The following is a 15,578-nucleotide window of genomic DNA, read 5'->3' as shown; positions in this document are numbered from 1 at the left end:
AAACTTATCAGGAGACAAAAAATGACGAATCGCCCCTGGCTGGCTGCCTATCCGCAAGGCGTCCCCGCAGACATCGACACCGCGCAATACCCGTCGCTGGTGGCCCTCATGGACGAGGCGTTCACCAAGTACGCGGGCCGCGTGGCCTACAGCTTCATGGGCAAGGAAGTGACCTATGCCCAGACAGACTCGCTCTCCAGTGCGTTTGCGGCCTACCTGCAGGGCCTGGGCCTGGTCAAGGGCGACCGCGTGGCCATCATGATGCCCAACGTGCCGCAGTACCCCGTCACGGTGGCGGCCATCCTGCGCGCGGGCTTCGTGGTGGTCAACGTGAACCCGCTGTACACCCCGCGCGAGCTGGAGCACCAGCTCAAGGATTCGGGCGCCAAGGCCATTGTCATCATCGAGAACTTCGCCACCACGCTGCAAAGCTGCATTGCCAACACGCCCGTCAAGCACGTGGTGCTGTGCGCCATGGGCGACCAGCTGGGCCTGCTCAAGGGCGCGCTCGTCAACTACGTGGTGCGCAACGTCAAGAAGATGGTGCCCGCCTACAACCTGCCGGGCGCCGTGCGCTTCAATGACGCGGTGGCCCAGGGCACGCGCGGCACCCTCAAGAAGCCCGACATCCGGCCCGACGACATCGCGCTGCTGCAATACACCGGCGGCACCACCGGCGTGAGCAAGGGCGCGGTGCTGCTGCACCGCAATGTGATCGCCAACGTGCTGCAGTCCGAGGCATGGAACGACCCGGTGATGAAGAAGGTGCCCGCGGGCGAGCAGCAGACCAGCATCTGCGCGCTGCCGCTGTACCACATCTTCGCGTTCACCGTGAACATGATGCTGAGCATGCGCACGGGCGGCAAGACCATCCTGATCCCCAATCCGCGCGACCTGCCTGCCGTGCTCAAGGAACTGTCCAAGCACACCTTCCACAGCTTCCCGGCCGTGAACACGCTGTTCAACGGCCTGGCCAACCATCCCGACTTCAACACCGTCAACTGGAAGAACCTCAAGGTCTCGGTGGGCGGCGGCATGGCCGTGCAGGGCGCCGTGGCCAAGCTGTGGCTGGAGAAGACCGGCTGCCCCATCTGCGAGGGCTATGGCCTGTCGGAGACCAGCCCCTCGGTCAGCTGCAACCCCGTGACCGCCAAGGAGTTCACCGGCACCATTGGCGTGCCGCTCCCCGGCACCCTGATGAAGCTGCTCGACGACGACGGCCGCGAGGTGACCACCCTCGGCCAGCCCGGCGAAATCGCGATCAAGGGCCCGCAGGTGATGGCCGGCTACTGGCAGCGCCCCGATGAAACCGCCAAAGTCATGACCGACGACGGCTTCTTCAAGTCCGGCGACATCGGCGTCATGGACGAGCGCGGCTTCTTCAAGATCGTGGACCGCAAGAAGGACATGGTGCTGGTCAGCGGCTTCAACGTCTACCCCAACGAGGTCGAAGAAGTCGTGGCCAACTGCCCCGGCGTGCTCGAATGCGCCGTGGTGGGCGTGCCCGACGAGAAGACCGGCGAGGCCGTCAAGCTTGTGATCGTCAAGAAGGACCCCGCGCTCACCGAAGCGCAGGTCAAGGAGTTCTGCCGCGCCGAACTCACCGGCTACAAGCAGCCCAAGGTCATCGAGTTCCGCACCGAGCTGCCCAAGACGCCCGTGGGCAAGATCCTGCGCCGCGAGCTGCGCGACAAGAAATGACCATCCCCCTGAGCCGCTTCGCGGCTTCCCCCTTCTCTCGGCTCGCGCCGGGAAGGGGGACGACGCCAGCGGCCTGGCGAAGCCAGTTCCACGGCGTCCGCTGGTATGGGACGTGTCGGTTTCGTAGGCCATGACCACCGCCATCCTCAGCGCCTTGCCCGAAGAGCAAAGCTCGCTGGTCCCGCACCTGTCGCACCCCCAGCGCCTGGTGCATGCCGGCCGTTTCTTCTGGCGCGGCGACCTGTGCGGCCGGCCAGTGGTGCTGGCGCTCTCGGGCATCGGCAAGGTGGCGGCGGCCACCACGGCCACGGCGCTCATCGAGCGCTTCGGCGTGGCGCGCATCGTCTTCACCGGCGTGGCGGGCGGTGTGGGCGATGGCGTGAACGTGGGCGACGTGGTGGTGGCGCAGGACTACCTCCAGCACGACATGGACGCCTCGCCCCTGTTCCCCCGCTGGGAGATCCCGGGTTACACGCGCAGCCGCCTGGCATGCGACACTGTATTGTCTGCTCTGCTTCTGGAAGCGGCCAGCGCTTGTGTATCAAGGGCCAGCGGCCAATTTGGCTTGAAAACTGACGCAACAGATGCGTTGGAGGGTGTCTTGCACCGCGCGCACCACGGCCTGGTGGCCAGCGGGGACCGCTTTGTTTCCGCAGCCGATGAAGCCCACCGTCTGCGCACCACGTTGCGCGACGCCGGCCACGACGTGCTGGCCGTGGAAATGGAAGGCGCCGCCGTCGCCCAGGTGTGCCACGACTACGGCATCCCCTTCGCCGCCGTGCGCACCATCTCCGACCGTGCCGACGACACCGCCCACGCGGACTTCCCCCTCTTCGTCACGACCGTGGCCAGCCGCTACGCCGAACACATGGTGCTGGCGTTTTTGCAAAAACTATGAAATTGATAGCTGCTAGCGCTTGGTGAATAAGCGCTAGAGGCCAATTTAAATCATATTCTGCGCTGAAGTGACCGCCAGTCCCATCATCTGCCTGGCCCAGGTGTCGACAAGCTCAGCCCGAATGGGCAGGGGCTCGGATTCATGGGATCTGCTGCAGCGCCAGCAGCTACAAGTTCGACAGCTGCGCCGTGAAACCGGCGCACCCCAAATACCAGCGCCACCGTGGATCCGGCTTCGCCGGTCCACCGGAGGCGTCCCCCCTCGGGGGGGAAGGCGCGCAGCGCCACAGGGGGCTACTTCAACCAGCCCCGCTTGCGGAAGTACCACATCGGCCCTACCGCGCTGGCGATCATCAGCAGGATGCCGTAGGCATACCCGTAGCTCCACTCCAGCTCGGGCATGAACTTGAAGTTCATGCCGTACACGCTGGCGATCAGCGTGGGTGGCAGCAGCGCCACGCTGGCCACCGAGAAGATCTTGATGATCTTGTTCTGGTTGATGTTGATGAAACCGACTGTGGCGTCCATCAGGAAGTTGATCTTGTCGAACAAAAACGCCGTGTGGTTGTCCAGCGACTCGATGTCGCGCAGGATCTGGCGGGCTTCCTCGAACTGCTCGGAGTTGAGCATCTTGCTGCGCATCATGAAGCTCACGGCGCGGCGGGTGTCCATCACGTTGCGGCGGATGCGTCCGTTCAAGTCTTCCTGGCGCGCGATGGCGGCCAGCACCTCGCCCGCGCGGGCGTCGGTCACGTCGCCGGCCAGCACCTGGGTGCTCACCTTTTCCAGCTCGTCGTAGATGCCTTCGAGCGTGTCGGCCGAGTATTCGGCGTCGGCGTCGAACAGCTTGAGCAGCACTTCCTTGGCGTCCTCGATGAGGCCAGGGGCCCGGCGCGCGCGCATGCGCAGCAGGCGGAACACCGGCACGTCCTCGTCGTGGATGGAGAACAGCACACCCCGGCTCTTGAGGTTGGCGTTGTGCTGGTTCAGGATGAAGGCCACCCGCACCGAGCGCGGGTCTTCGTCGTCGTCGATCAGAAAGTCGCTGCGGATGTGCAGCTCGCCGTTGTCTTCTTCGTAGAAGCGGGCGGATTCCTCGATGTCCTCGTCCATCGCATCCTCGGGGATGGACAGGCCGTAATGCTGCTTGATCCAGCGCTTTTCTTCGAGGGTGGGGGCTTCCAGGTCCACCCAGATCGGCTGGAAGCGGGTCAGCTCTTCCAGGGACTCGATTTCTTCCTGGAACAGCCGGCCATTGGCGAGCGTGAAGATGTTGAGCATGGGCTCACTCCCTTGTTGTGTGGCATCTGCGGTGTGGGGGATCGGGTGCTTTCAACCCCACAGCAGGCAGGCCGGGGAGCTGAAAGCTACCAACTCGGGTAGGTTTCCAAGGAGCTTTCTCCGTAAAAAATGGACAGGCGGCGGATTATGGCACTGCCGCCGCGGCGGGCCCGTGGCAAAAGCCCGCGCCCGCCGTGGTCAGGTGGATGAAGCCTGGCGCACGATGGCCAGTGCCCGGCACAGGTCGGCCCAGGCGGCGGCCTTGGTCTCCTGCGAGCGCAGCAGGAAGGCGGGGTCGTAGGTCACCACGGCGGGGCACCCGCCCAGCGCGTGTGGCCCCGCGCGCAGGCGGCCCAGCGGTTCGGTGCGGCCCAGCGCCACGCGCGCCGCGACATGGCCCAGCACCAGCACCAGGGCGGGCTGCAGCGATGCCACGGTCTCGGCCAGCGTGGCCTGGATGTCCGCGCTCGCCTGCGTGCCGGGGGCGGGGCGCTCCAGCGCGGCCAGGAACACGCGGGGATGCCGGTGCAGTTGCATGGCGCGCAGCATGTTGTCGAGCAGGCGGCCTGCGTCGCCGCCCAGCGGGTCGTCGGGGGTGAGGCATTCGGCCACGATCAGCCAGCCCGGGCCCAGCCCGGCGGGCGCCTGCGCCGGATCGGCCAGGGGGTACAGCGGCTGGGGCGCGTGCAGCCTCAGGGCCGGGGCGACGGGGGCCGTCGCGGTGGAGAGGGTGGAGGGCGGCGTGTCCTGCGCTGGCGCCGGTGCAGCGCGCGCGGGCACCCGGGGCGGGGTGGGGGGCGCCGCGCGGTCGGGGGCGGCGGCCAGGGCTGTCGTGGCGGCCACCAGGGCGGGCCGCGCCGGTGGGCGATCGGTGCCGGGGGCTGCTGTGGCGCCCGCTGCTTGCGCGGCTGGCGCCGCCACCGCCACGGCCTGTGGCGGGCCCCACACGGTGACGCCCATTTCTTGCAGCATGGCGCGCTGTCGCGCATCGAGGTGGAGGCTCATACGGGCGGGGTGGGTGGTTCTTGCGGGTTACAGGGGCAGGCTCATGACCACGGCGTCTTCGCGCTGGCCCTCGGCCGCGGGGTAGTAGCGCTTGCGTTCGCCCACGCGGCGAAATCCGTGCGCCTGGTAGATGTGCTGCGCGCGCAGGTTGCTCACGCGCACCTCCAGCCACAGCCACTGCGCGCCCCGTCCGCGTGCCCACAGGGCCAGCGCATCGAGCAGCACCCGCGCCCAGCCCTGGCGCTGGAATTCGGGCGTGACGGTGATGTTGAGCAGGTGCACTTCGTCCACGCCCAGCATCGCCACGAAGTAGCCCAGCAGATGGTCGCCGGCCATGAGCAGCTGGGCCTGGTAGCCCGAGGCCAGCGCATCGGTGAAGTTGCCGCGCGTCCAGGGGTGCGAATAGGCGCGTTGCTCCACCGCCAGCACGGCGTCGAGCCGCGCGAGCGTGAGGGTTTCAAAGCGCGCTTCCAGGGCGCGGGCGGGCGGGGTGGGCAGGGCGCTCATGCGGTGGTGGCCAGGACAAGGTTCACTGGGACGCGCCAACCCCGGGTTCCTGCGGGTTGGCTGCCGCCTGGGCGGCGCGCAGGGCGGCACGTTCGGCGGTGGTTTGCGCCACTTTATCGCGGATATAGCGCGGCAGCGCATCGCGGGCTGGCACGCCGTGGCCGGCGGCCAGCAGCGCAGGGGCCAGGCGCAGCAGCGCACCGGCCGTGGGCAGCGCGGCCACATGGGGGGCATCGGGCGCGAGCCGGTCGCCGTAGGGGGCCTGCGCATTGCCCGCCACCGTCCAGCCCGGGGGCGGCAGCACGGATTCCGGCGCGCCCAGTCCAAAGTCGGCGTCGGCCTGCCAGCGTGCCTCGGGGGCCCGCCATTCGCAGCGCGCGTGGTAGACCTCGTCCATGCGCGCGTCCAGCACCGCCACCACGCGCGTGCAGCCCTGCGCGTGGCGCGCCTCCTCGGCCACCGCGAGCAGGGTGTCCACGGGCAGCACCGGCACGCCGTGGCCCCCGCGTGCGCCAAACGCCAGCCCCTGGGCCACGGCGCAGGCGGTGCGCAGGCCGGTGAAGGAACCCGGCCCCCGGCCAAACACGATGGCCTCGAGCGTGTCGAACGACACGCCGGCCTGCGCCATCAGGCTGCGCACCGCCGGGATCAGGGTGGCCGATGCCTGCGCGCCCCCGGGGCCCGTGTGATGCCACACGGCATCGCCCTGCTGTACCGCGATGGAGAGGGTGTCGGTGCTGGTGTCGAAGGCAAGCAGATTCATGGGGCCTGGGGGTTTGCGCGGCAAAAGGAGGTCAGGAGGCGGTGTGGCCAGGGGCGGGCGTGGCGGTGGCGGCCGGGCCCGCCGGGCTCCTGCGCAGCACGCCCAGCAGGATACCGGCAGTCACCAGCAGCAGGCCGGCGACGAGGTTCCAGTACATCGGCTCGTCCAGGAACACCACGGCACCGATGGCCGAGAGGCCAGGCACCAGCGCCGTGATCATGGTGGAGCGCACGGGCCCATAGTGCTGGATCATGCGCGTGAAGCCGATGCCCGAGATCACCACCGAGCCGCCGCCCTGGAACACCATGTGAAAGACGATCTCGCTCCAGGGCGCCAGCGCCAGGTGGCTGGTGACGGCGCCCAGCGTGGTCAGCAGGGCATAGCCGGGCACATAGACCAGGCAGGCAAACGCCGTGATCGCGATGGTGGCCTGCACGGCGTCCACCGCGTGGCGCCGGGCCAGCACGCTGTAGGTGGCCCAACTCGCGGCCGCCATCATGAAGAGCAGGTCGCCCTTCCACACGTCGCCCCCCGAGAAGGCCGCCAGCAGGCTGCGGCCGCCCACCAGCAGGTCGCCCGCCACGATGAAGGCCAGGCCCGCGGCACGCAGCGGGGTGATGTGGTCGCGCAGCAGCGCGGCGGCCAGCAGCGCCGTCCACAGCGGCAGGCTGCCCGGCATCAGCACGGCCGCGTGGGTGGCGGGCGCATGGAAGAACCCCGCGTAGGCCAGCATGGCGTACAGCAGCCCGCCGAAGATGCCCAGCAGGGCCGTGGTGCGCAGCGGCAGGGGCGAGACGCCCGCCAGGCTGGAGGGCGGGGCGGACGCGCCCTGCGCCGCCGTGCGCCGCCGCACCATCCACCAGCCCCAGGGCAGCAGCACCAGGCTGGCGCCGGTGATGCGCAGCAGCGCGATGTCGAACGGGGTGAGCGTGCGCTGGGCCGAGGCGCGGGCAATGACGATGAAGCCTGTCCAGATGGTGACGGTCACGACCGCCGCCAGCAGGCCCATGGCACGAGGAGAAAAGCGCATCGGGGGATTATCGGTGCCTGCCGCCGCCAGCGCTGGCGCCTGGCTTGCCGGCGGGGCCGGGGCAGAGGCCGCCCCTGGCGCCGGGCGATAGACTTCCGCCATGTTTTCTCTTCCTGTTGCCTGGCGCTGGAATGCGCTGCGGGATGCCGTGCGCTGCTGCGCGGCATCGCTTGTCCTGGCGGGGGGCGCCGGCGCCGCCGGGGCGCAGTCCACCACCCCCGCACCCGTTTCGTTGCCCCCGGAAGTCGAGGCGGCCCTGCAGCGCGCCAGGCTGCCGCGCGAGGCGCTGTCGGTGGTGGTCGTGGATGCCCAGGGCGGGCGCGCTGCGGCGCGCCTTTCGCACCGCGCGCAGGCCCAGGTCAACCCGGCGTCGGTGATGAAGCTGGTGACCACTTACGCGGCGCTGGAGCAGCTGGGCCCCGCCTATGTGTGGAACACCCCGGTCTATGTGCAGGGCACGGTGCAGGAGGGCAGCCTGCGCGGCAATGTCTACATCCAGGGCCAGGGCGACCCCAAGCTCGTCATGGAGCGCCTGTGGCTGCTGATGCGGCGCCTGCAGGGCCAAGGCATCCAGGTCATCGTGGGCGACATCGTGCTCGACCGCACCGCCTTCGATGTGCCCGACCACGACCCGGCGCGCTTTGACGGCGAGCCCCTGCGCCCGTACAACGCCGCGCCCGACGCGCTGCTGCTCAACTACAAGTCCTCGGTGATGACCTTCGTGCCCGACGCCGCCGGCGGGCTGGCCCGCATCCAGTACGACCCGCCCCTGGCGGGCGTGTCGCGCCAGCCCACCGTGGCGCTGGCGGCGCCGGGCACCGAGTGCGGAGACTGGCGTGGCGCCCTGCGCGCGGAGCTGGCCGACCCCGCCAAGGTGGTCTTCCAGGGGGTGTACCCGGCCGCCTGCGGCGAACGCGTGTGGCCCGTGGCGGCGGCCGACCCGCGCGGCTTTGCGGCGCGCGCGGTGGAAGGCATGTGGCGCGAACTGGGCGGCAAGCTCACGGGCAGCGTGCGCGAGGGCAAGGTGCCGGCCGGCCTGAAGCCCGCCTTCGTGGCCACCTCGCCCCCCCTGGCCGAGGTGGTGCGCGATGTGAACAAATACAGCAACAACGTGATGGCGCAGCATGTCTTCCTCACGCTGGCATTGCAAAGGAACGGTGTGGCCACCTTCGACGGTGCCCGCGAGGCCCTGCGCCAGTGGTGGCTCGCGCGCATGGGCGATGCGGAACTGCCCCTGGCCGACAACGGCGCGGGCCTGAGCCGGGACGCCCGCCTGACCGCGCAGGCGCTGGCGCGCATGCTGCAGGTGGCCTGGGCCTCGCCCGTGATGCCGGAGCTCGTGGCCTCGCTGCCCATCTCCGGCGTGGACGGCACGCTGCGCCGCAGCCAGAGCCGCGCGGGCGTGGCCCACCTCAAGACGGGCAGCCTGCGCGACGTGATGGCCGTGGCGGGCTACGTGCACGCGGCCAGCGGCCGGCGCTATGTGCTGGTGGCGGTCGTCAACCATGCCAATGCCGGCGCAGCGCGGCCCGTGCTGGACAGCCTGGTCGACTGGGCGGCGCGTGACCAGTGAATAATCCGGCGTTGCCCCGGCCCCGCGCGCCCGGGCCTTCGCTTCGAACAGGTTTCCGGAACCACCGCCCCATGCCCACGACCGAGCTCATCGGCTACCTTGCCGCCGCCATGACCACCTGCAGCTTCGTGCCGCAGGCGCTGCACACCTTCCGCACGCGGGATGTCCGCGGCATTTCGCTGGGCATGTACAGCGTGTTCACGGCGGGCGTGGCGCTGTGGCTGGTCTATGGGCTGACCCTGGCGGCCTGGCCCATCGTGGTGGCCAATGCCATCACGCTCGCGCTGGCGGGGACGATCCTGGGAATGAAGGTGGCCTACGGGGCAGGCGGCGGGCACTGACCGCCGGCCCGTGGCGGCACGCTGTCGCCTAGGCGTCTGCGCGCCCGGTGCGGTCCGCGTTATCCCCTATGGATGGTGCAGTGCAGGTGCGCGCACGATGCGTCGTTCCTTCCAGACCTGAGGTATCCATTCATGACGTATTTCCGCCTTACCTGTGTCGCCGCCGCCGCGGTCCTGCTTGTTGCCTGCGGTGGCTCCGACGATCCCGCCCGCGGCGCGCTGATCGATCCCCCGGCGGTGCTCACCACGCTGACGGCCGCGCAGATCGACGCAGGCACTTCCAGCAGCGGCCTGCAGGCCATCACCGGCAAGGCGAAATGCGACGTGAAGGTGGTTGCGCTCAATTACGCCACCGCGGGCGCCAAGGGGGGCGAGAGCACCAACGCCTCCGGCGTGATGCTCGTGCCCGCGGGCAGCTGCAGCACCGCCGCGCCGCTGGTCGCCTATGCCAAGGGCACCGACGTGCAAAAGCCCCGCACCCTGGCCAATCCGCAGGACAGCGAAACCTTCCTGCTCGCCGCCATGTACGCCGCCCAGGGCTATGCCGTGGTGGCCACCGACTACCTGGGGTTTGCCAAGTCGGGCTACAGCTACCACCCCTACCTGCACGCCGACTCGGAAGCCACCTCCGTCATCGACTCGGTGCGCGCCGCCCGCAACGCGGCGGGCACCGTGGGCGCCAATCTGTCGGGCAAGGTCATGTTCACGGGCTACTCGCAGGGCGGGCACTCGTCGATGGCGGCGCACCGCTCCGCGGAGCGCGACTACGGCAATGAATTCAACGTGGTGGCCGGCGCCCACCTGGCGGGCCCCTACAACCTGTCGGGTTCGCTGCGCATCCCGGACGCCATCGCGGGCGTGCAGTTCTTCGTTCCGTACCTGGTGACGGCCTGGCAGAAGGTCTATGGCGATGTCTACACGGACGTCAAGCAGGTCTTCAAGGCGCCGTACTCGGGCTACATCGAGACCCTGCTGCCCCACCCCACGCTGACCTACACCACGCTGGTCACCTCGGGCACCCTGCCCGCGGGCACGCCCAACCAGGCGCGTGATGCGCTGTTCCAGCCCGCCTTCATCACGGGCTCGCAGACCAGCACCACCCACCCCCTGTACCTGGCGGCCAAGAAGAACGACCTGCTGGGCTGGAACCCCAAGGCCCGCGTGCTGCTGTGCGGCGGCGCTGGCGACCCCACGGTGCCGCCCGCCATCCACCAGCGGATCATGAAGGCCGACTTCGACAGCCGGGGCCTGCCCAACGTGGCGTCGGTGGACGTCGATGCCGCGATCCAGGCCACCTTCGGCCCGGGCGGCCAGGCCCCCACCGATCCGGCATCGGCCGCATTCGCGACCTACTACGCCGCCTACCACGGCACGTATGAGCCACCCTTCTGCCATGCACAGGCCCGTGCAGTGTTTGACACCGTCAAGTAGGCAAAGGCATCCGCCCTGCCCGCCCAGGGCAGGGCGCACAGCAAAAAGCCGACCCTGGGGTCGGCTTTTTGTGCCTCCCGGTGGCGCGCTCCACGAGCGCCGCCACCCCGCAGGCGGGTTACCAGCGCGCCTTCAGCCGGTCATGGGCGTAGGTGCCGAACTGGCGTTGTGCCGAAGGGGTGAGGTACACCGGGTCGGCGAACACGTAGGAGGCCTGGTTGGCGCCCGCCAGCAGCGTCGAGGGGGTGCACAGGGCCGAGTTGACCTGGCCCGCGCCGATGCCGATGCCGTTGGCGGCGTCCACGGAGGTGCACACGGGCGTCGTGGCGTTGTTGAAACCGTAGTTGGCGGGCACGCTCGTGTACAGGTTCACGTAGTAGGCGGAATCGACGTACAGCACGTTGGCGCCGAGGTCCACGATGCCCACGAGCAGGCCGTCGTTGAAGCGGCTGCTGGCGTCGGTCAGCAGCGCCTCGCGGCGGATGGCCTTGGCCCAGGGGGTCTTGCTCAGGTCATAGGTGCCGGTCACCACCACGTACTTGGCGCCCGCGGCGACGAGGCGGCGCACCTGCGCGGCCATGTCCTCACCGGCCTGGCGGGCTGCGGCCACCATGGCGGCTTCCGTCTGGGTGCCTGCCTGCACGGCGGCCATGCCGGCGATCACGTCGCTGATGCCGCCGCTCAGGATCACCACGTCGTTGGCCGCGAAGCTGCCGCTGGCCAGGAAAGTATCGATCTGCTCGGTGATGGTGGGGGTGCTGGCGTTGCCCGCGGCGTCGGGCTTGGCCTTGACGCGGGCGTTGCCCACCGCGTAGCTCTTGCCGCCCGCCGAGGCGGCCGTGAGGGGCTTGCCGTAGCTGGCGGCCACCTGCAGGGTCCAGTTGTTCACGCTGCCGTCATTGACGGTGTAGCGCGTTCCCTTTTGCCCCACGTCGCTGTTGGCATCGCCGAACGCGATGAAGCGCTCGGGCGTGATGGCCGATTCGGTGGTGCTTGAACCGCAGGCCGCAAGCAACGCGGCCGACGCACATGCGGCGACCAGAACGGTGCGGCGCATCCAATTTGCTGCCATGTATTTCTCCAGAAAAGTGGGGGGTAGTTTAGCGGTGCAACGTCAACCCATGTAAAGCCGCCTTGTGCGGCTGGAATCATGCGGCAGATGCCCGTTGCAGGCGGTCACGAACGCCTTCCCACTCGGGCTCGGCGGGCGGGGTCTCGATCCAGATCAGTTTCACGCCGTCGTCGTCGAAGCCGCGCAGCACGGCGAACAGCTGCTGGGCCGTGGCGGCCGCGTCGTCGGGCATACGCCGCATGACGAGCCTGGAGGACTGGGTGCGCAGCGCGGCACGGGCATAGACCGCGATGTGGGCGGCCTCGGCGCCCAGCAGGTCCAGGCCGGTCTGCAGGGCCTTGGCGTCCATCAGGCGCACCTTGGCGGCGGGGGCGTAGTGGGCTTCGAGCGTGCCGGAGGCGCGCGGCGTGAGCGCGGGCAGGTCGTCCCTGGACAGCGGCGCGGTGCCGCAGGCGGCCTCAATCTGCTCGCGCGTGACGGCGCCCGGGCGCAGCAGCACTGGCACGCCGCGCGTGCAGTCCACGATGGTGCTTTCGATGCCCACTTCGCACGGGCCACCGTCGAGTACCAGCAGCCCGGCGCCCAGCTCGTCCTGCACGTGCCGGGCGGTGGTGGGGCTCACGCGGCCAAAGCGGTTGGCGCTGGGGGCCGCCACGCCCCACACGGGCGGGCCGCCCAGGGCATCGCCATCGCCGGGCGTGGCGCAGGCCAGCAGCAGCGCGTGCGCCACGGGGTGGGCGGGGCAGCGCAGCCCCACGCTGTCCTGGCCGCCCGTGGCGGCCGTGGCCACGCCGGGCAGGCGCGGCAGGATGAGCGTGAGCGGCCCGGGCCAGAAGGCATCGACGAGCTTCTGCGCGAAGCCCGGCACCGCGCTGGCGAAGTGGCGAATGCCTTCGGCATTGGCCACGTGCACGATCAGCGGGTGATCGCTGGGGCGCCCCTTGGCGGCGAAGATCTGCGCCACGGCGGTATCGCTGCTGGCGTCGGCGGCCAGGCCATACACGGTTTCGGTGGGCAGGCCCAGCAGCGCGCCGCTGCGCACGGCCCGCGCTGCGGCGGCGATAGATGCGGGCTGGGTGCCGTCAAGAATCATGGTCAGAACGGCGCGATGCCCAGGAGGGCCGCAGCCCGCAGGGCGGTGGCCCGCGCGGCGTCGGGGGTGGCGGCGGTGATGTTGAGGTGGCCCATCTTGCGGCCGCGCTTGGCGTCGCGCTTGCCATACAGGTGCAGGTGCGTGCCGGGCAGGGCCAGCACCTCGGCCCAGGGGGGCGTCTGCTCCGTGCCGCCCTGCGCAAACCACAGATCGCCCAGCAGGTTGAGCATCACGGCGGGGCTGTGCTGGCGCGGCTGCGTGAGCGGCAGGCGGGCCATGGTGCGCACCTGCAGCTCGAACTGCGACACGTCGCAGGCGTTCTGGCTGTAGTGGCCGCTGTTGTGCGGGCGCGGGGCGATCTCGTTGACCACCAGGCCGCCGTCCTGCAGCACGAAGAACTCCACGCAGAGCACGCCGACGTACTGCAGGCCGTTTGCTATCGAAATTGCAGCTGCTACCGCTTGCTGAATAAGCGCTGGAGGCAGATTTTGTTCAAAAACCTCCGTCACGGCCAGGATGCCGTCGCGGTGCAGGTTGCGCTGCACGGGCAGGTGCACGGTGGCCCCGTCGGCGCCGCGCGCCACGATCACCGAGCATTCCAGTGCCAGCGGCAGCATCTTCTCCAGCACGCAGGGCACCTTGCCGACCGCGTCCCACGCAGCGGCGAGTTCGGCAGCGGTCTTCACTCGCACCTGGCCTTTGCCGTCGTAGCCCATGCGAGCCGTTTTCAGGATGCCTGGCAACAGATCAGAAGAAACCGCAGCCAGTTGCTCAGCCGTTTCGATCACCGCATACGGCGCGCAGGGCACGCCGCAGGCCACGAAATGGGCTTTTTCCCGTGCACGGTCCTGCGCCACCGACACGGCGCTGGCGGCGGGCGACACGGGGCGCTGCGCTGCCAGGGCGGCCAGCGCGGCCGCGGGCACGTTTTCGAACTCGGTGGTCACCGCATCGGCCAGGCGGGCCAGCTCGGCCAGGCCCTGCGGATCTTCATAGCCCGTCTGGATGTGGTGGTGGCTCACCAGCCCGGCGGGGCTGGTGGGGTCGGCGTCGAGCACGGCCGTGAAATAGCCCATGGCCTGGGCCTGGTGCACAAACATGCGGCCCAGCTGGCCGCCGCCGAGCACGCCCAGCGTCGATCCCGGCAGGAGGGGTTTGTTGCTGGCGCTCATGCGGCGGGCGGCAAGGTCATGTTGCGGGCCACCTCGGTCTGCTCGGCGCGGAAGGCTTCGAGCCGCTGGCGCAGTTCGGGGCTTTCGTTGGCCAGCAGGGCGACGGCAAACAGGGCGGCATTGGCAGCGCCCGCCGTGCCGATGGCGAACGTGGCCACGGGGATGCCCTTGGGCATCTGCACGATGCTGTGCAGCGAATCCACACCCTGCAGGTGGCGACTGGCCACGGGCACGCCCAGCACGGGCACGGTGGTCTTGGCGGCAATCATGCCGGGCAGATGGGCGGCGCCACCGGCACCCGCAATGATGGCCTTCAGGCCCCGGCCGGCGGCCGCCTCGGCGTAGGCGAACATGTCGTCGGGCATGCGGTGGGCCGAAACCACGCGGGCCTCGTGCGGGATGCCGAATTGCTCAAGAATCTGCACTGCATGCTGCATGGTGTCCCAGTCGCTGCTGGAACCCATGACCACGCCGATCTGGATGGGTTTCATGGTGTGGAAGGTGCCTTGGCCGCGGGCTGCGCCCGCGGCACGGCTGTAGGTGGAACCCGCGATTTTACTTTTTGCGCTTCCCTTCGCCGCACCCGGGCATGTCGATGGGCCAAAATAGCGCGAACCAACCAGCTTGACCGGCCCCGCCCGTACACCACCATGATTGACGTCACCGTAGAGAACTTTGAAGCCGAGGTCGTTGCCGCCTCGATGACCGTGCCCGTGCTGGTGGACTTCTGGGCGCCCTGGTGCGGCCCCTGCAAGTCGCTGGGGCCGGTGCTGGAAAAGCTCGAGACCGAATACGCCGGCCGCTTCAAGCTCGTCAAGATCGACTCGGACCAGGAGCAGCAGCTGGCGGGCATGTTCGGCATCCGCAGCATCCCCACCTGTGTGCTGCTCATGAACGGCCAGCCCGTGGACGGCTTCATGGGGGCCCTGCCCGAGGGCCAGGTGCGCGCCTTCCTCGACAAGCACGTGCCCACCGCCGAGGAAATGGTGGCCGAAATGGAGGAGGAAGAAGCCCAGGACGCCCTGGCCGAGGGTGACACCAGCACCGCGCTGGAGAAGCTGCAGCATGCGGTGGTGACCGATCCCTCCAACGACGATGCGCGCTTCGACTACGTCAAGCTCCTGCTGCAGCTGCACCGCGAGGACGATGCCAAGGTCGCGTTCGCCCCCGTGATCGCCAAGGCCGCGGGCTCGCGCAAGCTCGGCGCGCTGAAAGTCTGGATGGATGCTATTGATTTCGTAGCTTCTGGCGCATATGGAGAAAGCGCTGAGGCCGATTTCGATGCCAAGATTGCCGCCAACAAGCGCGATTTCGATACCCGCTACGCCCGCGCCCGCTGGCTCTTGGCCGGCCAGCGCTGGACGGACGCGATGGACGAACTGCTCGAAATCCTCATGCGCGACAAGGCCTGGGGCGAAGAGATCGCCCGCAAGACCTACGTGGCCATCCTCGAGATCATCGAACCCCCCAAGGCGAAAGTGGCCGACGGCCAGATCCCGCCCGACGACCCGGTGGTGGCGACCTACCGGCGCCGGCTGTCGAGCGTGGTGCTGAGCTAGAACAGGCTACCCCCTGAGGCGCCTTGCGCCTTCCCCCTGGAAGGGGGACGCCGCCAGTGCGGCGGGGCGGCCCTTGCACGGCGGCCGCTGGCCTGTACCGTGCCCGTTGCGACGGCATCGTGCGATGGGTAGAAAAGAAAAGAAAAGGCTCCC

Annotated in this window: 15 protein-coding genes; 6 read left to right on the top strand and 9 right to left on the bottom strand. The window is 69.3% G+C overall.

The genetic code is table 11. The annotated features are described in order from the left end of the window. Positions 1-21 precede the first annotated feature (21 nt). Together KW843_RS25250 and KW843_RS25245 are read left to right on the top strand one after the other, a co-directional pair. Positions 22-1,701, top strand: coding sequence for a long-chain-fatty-acid--CoA ligase (locus tag KW843_RS25250; protein ID WP_218297878.1), 1,680 nt, complete (start codon positions 22-24; stop codon positions 1,699-1,701). Between the two features lie 130 nt (positions 1,702-1,831). After that, entirely contained in the window at positions 1,832-2,599 is a 768-nt protein-coding gene (locus KW843_RS25245; protein ID WP_218297877.1) for a 5'-methylthioadenosine/adenosylhomocysteine nucleosidase, read from the top strand. Between the two features lie 293 nt (positions 2,600-2,892). Here the strand turns inward: KW843_RS25245 and corA are convergent, their stop codons facing one another. From corA to KW843_RS25220, 5 genes are all read right to left on the bottom strand, one after another. Next, entirely contained in the window at positions 2,893-3,879 is a 987-nt protein-coding gene (corA, locus tag KW843_RS25240) for a magnesium/cobalt transporter CorA (RefSeq protein WP_218297876.1), read from the bottom strand. Positions 3,880-4,077: 198 nt separating this feature from the next. Beyond that, positions 4,078-4,884 carry a uracil-DNA glycosylase family protein gene (locus KW843_RS25235; RefSeq protein ID WP_218297875.1) on the bottom strand — a complete coding sequence of 269 codons (807 nt, stop codon included), beginning with the start codon at positions 4,882-4,884 and terminating at the stop codon, positions 4,078-4,080. 27 nt (positions 4,885-4,911) lie between these two features. Then, complete coding sequence (gene rimI / locus KW843_RS25230; RefSeq protein ID WP_218297874.1) at positions 4,912-5,391, bottom strand: ribosomal protein S18-alanine N-acetyltransferase; 480 nt, start codon at positions 5,389-5,391, stop codon at positions 4,912-4,914. 22 nt (positions 5,392-5,413) lie between these two features. Continuing rightward, a complete protein-coding gene (gene tsaB, locus KW843_RS25225; protein ID WP_218297873.1) occupies positions 5,414-6,154 on the bottom strand; it encodes a tRNA (adenosine(37)-N6)-threonylcarbamoyltransferase complex dimerization subunit type 1 TsaB in 741 nt (246 codons plus the stop codon). Between the two features lie 31 nt (positions 6,155-6,185). Then, the gene (locus tag KW843_RS25220; RefSeq protein ID WP_218297872.1) at positions 6,186-7,184 is read right to left on the bottom strand and encodes a DMT family transporter; all 999 of its coding nucleotides are present in this window, start codon (positions 7,182-7,184) and stop codon (positions 6,186-6,188) included. Positions 7,185-7,284: 100 nt separating this feature from the next. On the opposite strand from KW843_RS25220, the gene dacB reads away from it, so the two are divergent. From dacB to KW843_RS25205, 3 genes are all read left to right on the top strand, one after another. Continuing rightward, positions 7,285-8,757, top strand: a complete 1,473-nt coding sequence (gene dacB, locus KW843_RS25215; protein WP_218297871.1) for a D-alanyl-D-alanine carboxypeptidase/D-alanyl-D-alanine-endopeptidase — start codon at positions 7,285-7,287, stop codon at positions 8,755-8,757. A 71-nt stretch (positions 8,758-8,828) separates the two neighbouring features. After that, positions 8,829-9,098, top strand: a complete 270-nt coding sequence (locus tag KW843_RS25210) for a SemiSWEET transporter (RefSeq protein WP_218297870.1) — start codon at positions 8,829-8,831, stop codon at positions 9,096-9,098. A 132-nt stretch (positions 9,099-9,230) separates the two neighbouring features. Beyond that, complete coding sequence (locus KW843_RS25205) at positions 9,231-10,529, top strand: lipase family protein (RefSeq protein ID WP_218297869.1); 1,299 nt, start codon at positions 9,231-9,233, stop codon at positions 10,527-10,529. A gap of 118 nt (positions 10,530-10,647) precedes the next feature. Here KW843_RS25205 and KW843_RS25200 read toward each other — a convergent pair whose 3' ends face one another. The 4 genes from KW843_RS25200 to purE all read right to left on the bottom strand — a co-directional run bounded on the left by KW843_RS25200 (position 10,648) and on the right by purE (position 14,357). After that, positions 10,648-11,601, bottom strand: coding sequence for an SGNH/GDSL hydrolase family protein (locus tag KW843_RS25200; protein WP_218297868.1), 954 nt, complete (start codon positions 11,599-11,601; stop codon positions 10,648-10,650). A gap of 76 nt (positions 11,602-11,677) precedes the next feature. After that, positions 11,678-12,694, bottom strand: coding sequence for an L-threonylcarbamoyladenylate synthase (locus KW843_RS25195; RefSeq protein WP_218297867.1), 1,017 nt, complete (start codon positions 12,692-12,694; stop codon positions 11,678-11,680). 2 nt (positions 12,695-12,696) lie between these two features. Continuing rightward, positions 12,697-13,866 (bottom strand): 5-(carboxyamino)imidazole ribonucleotide synthase, encoded by a 1,170-nt coding sequence (locus KW843_RS25190; RefSeq protein WP_218297866.1) that lies wholly within the window; start codon positions 13,864-13,866, stop codon positions 12,697-12,699. Next, positions 13,863-14,357, bottom strand: coding sequence for a 5-(carboxyamino)imidazole ribonucleotide mutase (purE, locus tag KW843_RS25185; protein ID WP_057227318.1), 495 nt, complete (start codon positions 14,355-14,357; stop codon positions 13,863-13,865). Before purE ends, KW843_RS25190 begins: the two co-directional genes overlap by 4 nt. 159 nt (positions 14,358-14,516) lie before the next feature. Between purE and trxA the strand changes: the two genes are divergently transcribed. Then, positions 14,517-15,425 (top strand): thioredoxin, encoded by a 909-nt coding sequence (trxA, locus tag KW843_RS25180; protein WP_218297865.1) that lies wholly within the window; start codon positions 14,517-14,519, stop codon positions 15,423-15,425. Positions 15,426-15,578: the final 153 nt, after the last annotated feature.

It is taken from the genome of Acidovorax sp. sif1233, assembly GCF_019218755.1.
Taxonomy (GTDB): domain Bacteria; phylum Pseudomonadota; class Gammaproteobacteria; order Burkholderiales; family Burkholderiaceae_C; genus Acidovorax.
This window is presented reverse-complemented; position numbering and strand designations above follow the sequence as displayed.

Coding starts and splice junctions, on each gene's coding strand:
- KW843_RS25250 (WP_218297878.1), top strand. CDS start 22: ATGACGAATCGCCCCTGGCTGGCTGCCTATCCGCAAGGCGTCCCCGCA.
- KW843_RS25245 (WP_218297877.1), top strand. CDS start 1,832: ATGACCACCGCCATCCTCAGCGCCTTGCCCGAAGAGCAAAGCTCGCTG.
- corA (WP_218297876.1), bottom strand. CDS start 3,879: ATGCTCAACATCTTCACGCTCGCCAATGGCCGGCTGTTCCAGGAAGAA.
- KW843_RS25235 (WP_218297875.1), bottom strand. CDS start 4,884: ATGAGCCTCCACCTCGATGCGCGACAGCGCGCCATGCTGCAAGAAATG.
- rimI (WP_218297874.1), bottom strand. CDS start 5,391: ATGAGCGCCCTGCCCACCCCGCCCGCCCGCGCCCTGGAAGCGCGCTTT.
- tsaB (WP_218297873.1), bottom strand. CDS start 6,154: ATGAATCTGCTTGCCTTCGACACCAGCACCGACACCCTCTCCATCGCG.
- KW843_RS25220 (WP_218297872.1), bottom strand. CDS start 7,184: ATGCGCTTTTCTCCTCGTGCCATGGGCCTGCTGGCGGCGGTCGTGACC.
- dacB (WP_218297871.1), top strand. CDS start 7,285: ATGTTTTCTCTTCCTGTTGCCTGGCGCTGGAATGCGCTGCGGGATGCC.
- KW843_RS25210 (WP_218297870.1), top strand. CDS start 8,829: ATGCCCACGACCGAGCTCATCGGCTACCTTGCCGCCGCCATGACCACC.
- KW843_RS25205 (WP_218297869.1), top strand. CDS start 9,231: ATGACGTATTTCCGCCTTACCTGTGTCGCCGCCGCCGCGGTCCTGCTT.
- KW843_RS25200 (WP_218297868.1), bottom strand. CDS start 11,601: ATGGCAGCAAATTGGATGCGCCGCACCGTTCTGGTCGCCGCATGTGCG.
- KW843_RS25195 (WP_218297867.1), bottom strand. CDS start 12,694: ATGATTCTTGACGGCACCCAGCCCGCATCTATCGCCGCCGCAGCGCGG.
- KW843_RS25190 (WP_218297866.1), bottom strand. CDS start 13,866: ATGAGCGCCAGCAACAAACCCCTCCTGCCGGGATCGACGCTGGGCGTG.
- purE (WP_057227318.1), bottom strand. CDS start 14,357: ATGAAACCCATCCAGATCGGCGTGGTCATGGGTTCCAGCAGCGACTGG.
- trxA (WP_218297865.1), top strand. CDS start 14,517: ATGATTGACGTCACCGTAGAGAACTTTGAAGCCGAGGTCGTTGCCGCC.